The following is a 1398-nucleotide window of genomic DNA, read 5'->3' on the forward strand; positions in this document are numbered from 1 at the left end:
CATTATGCGCAAAGCCCACCGCAACCGTCCGCTGACGGAAGTGCAAACGAAGCGCAATCGACATCATGCCGCCGCCCGACTGGCCGGTGGTGTAGAGCCGTTTGCCGTCGATGGGTAACTTGGTTTTCAAGTGTTTGATTAGGTTGATAGTGGCATCGAGATAGTTGGACGCGGTGCTGGTATCGTCCATAATAATTTCGTCAAACTCGGGCGCAATCACAAAGCAGGGATGCTGCGCCTGAAATTCGGGTGACGCCCACGCAATCGCGCCGTTGCCCTGATACAGCGGTACTTTGCGCCACATAAACGCGCTCCACCGTGCGCCCCGCCACGCCGTATTGCGACGGCTCAAGCACGGCGGCAGACACATCGGCGCGGTACTTCACCGCCACCGCCACCAGCCGCATCCCGTCGCCAAACACGCAGGTTACGGCGGCGGCCGATTCGACGGCATTATCCAACGCGCCGCCCAACGCAGCGCAGCCGCATATGCTCGAACCCGATACGACTGGGGTGGTATAGGTGCAAGCACCGTCAAACAGTCGCAGATGGGCGCAGTTGCATTGCCGAAAGGGAAAGCACCTGTCGGGGAAAATTTTTCCCAAGCCCAACAAGGACGGTACAGTTATGATTCACCGTACCACTCCCGCACTGTCAGAACGGAATTGGAACAGCGTTACGGCAAACAAAATGTCAAATCCTCGACAGTACCGCCGTCAAACGGCAAAAATGTCAAACTGGCAAACCAAAGCCACCCGAAGACCGGGGTGCCGTTTGACAGTAAAGGATTTCCAAATTTTGAGAAACACGTGAAATATGATACGAAGCTTGATATTCAAGAATTCAGGTCTAAGAGTTCGACAGGACAAATGAGGCTGGCAACCAAAGATTTGGCGGAAGCCATTAGGAAAGGACAGGTTCGCAAATCAAGCTTTAACACAGAACAATTAAGGGCAATTGAAAAAGGAGAATCTAAAATACCGGATTATACTTGGCATCATCATCAGGATACCGGACGTATGCAGCTTGTACCTGAAAAATCTCACCATGATACTGGTCATATCGGCTGGGAAGCGATGAATAAAGGAAGATAATTATGTGGAAAATTACGAAAGAGCAAGGTCAAGATTTAAGTTTTGCAACATATTGCTTATTATCGGCAGCAATTAATTTGCAAGAATTTAAATTATGGTTGGATAAGGTTGTCTTAGATATGCCTATTGATAATATACCTTTTTATATTTTTGATTTAATTGATCTTGAAGGAGTAGGAGATATTTATAATATTTTGGATTTTGTTCCGAATTCAGACTTATCTAAAGATCAAGATGACGCATTAACCGGCATTGCCTTCTTAAGGGGGGTAGATGTCTATGACCCTCCCGTTTCAAAAGAAAA

Annotated in this window: 3 protein-coding genes; 2 read left to right on the top strand and 1 reads right to left on the bottom strand. The window is 47.9% G+C overall.

Annotated elements, in window-relative coordinates; translation table 11 throughout:
* Window positions 1–200 precede the first annotated feature (200 nt).
* The gene (locus tag HMPREF2865_RS12345; protein WP_234395980.1) at window positions 201–407 is read right to left on the bottom strand and encodes a hypothetical protein; all 207 of its coding nucleotides are present in this window, start codon (window positions 405–407) and stop codon (window positions 201–203) included.
* 141 nt (window positions 408–548) lie between these two features.
* On the opposite strand from HMPREF2865_RS12345, the gene HMPREF2865_RS12350 reads away from it, so the two are divergent.
* Window positions 549–1094, top strand: a complete 546-nt coding sequence (locus HMPREF2865_RS12350; RefSeq protein ID WP_283120635.1) for an HNH endonuclease — start codon at window positions 549–551, stop codon at window positions 1092–1094.
* Between the two features lie 2 nt (window positions 1095–1096).
* Window positions 1097–1398 (top strand): hypothetical protein (locus tag HMPREF2865_RS04600; protein ID WP_070645909.1); only part of this gene is annotated, 302 nt, incomplete at its 3' end.

Source organism: Neisseria sp. HMSC073G10, assembly GCF_001812605.1.
Classification (GTDB): domain Bacteria; phylum Pseudomonadota; class Gammaproteobacteria; order Burkholderiales; family Neisseriaceae; genus Neisseria; species Neisseria subflava_A.